This is a genomic window from Motilimonas sp. 1_MG-2023, assembly GCF_030547455.1.
Taxonomy (GTDB): domain Bacteria; phylum Pseudomonadota; class Gammaproteobacteria; order Enterobacterales; family CBDFNC01; genus Motilimonas.
The window spans coordinates 1-235 of the sequence record NZ_JAUOPX010000293.1 but is presented as its reverse complement, the minus strand read 5'-3'; the positions used below and the strand labels follow the sequence as shown (position 1 = coordinate 235).

1 protein-coding gene is annotated in these 235 nt (G+C 48.1%); it reads left to right on the top strand.

Going from position 1 to position 235, the window contains the following annotated elements:
- On the top strand, nt 1-235 hold a 235-nt coding region (locus Q4519_RS22120; RefSeq protein ID WP_303516142.1), incomplete at both ends, for an inorganic phosphate transporter.

Here is a 235-nt window from a genome sequence, read left to right as displayed (position 1 = left end):
GATGTAGCCAATGCAATTGGTCCGTTAGCCGCTGGGGTTAGCATTGTTGGCAACAATGGCGAAATAGCAAGCAAGGCTCCATTAGCGTGGTGGATCTTACCTCTTGGTGGTATTGGTATCGTATTAGGCTTGGCCAATTTTGGTAAGCGCGTTATTGCAACGATTGGTAACGGCATTACCCAATTAACACCAAGTCGTGGTTTTGCTGCAGAATTAGCCGCAGCCACTACAGTGG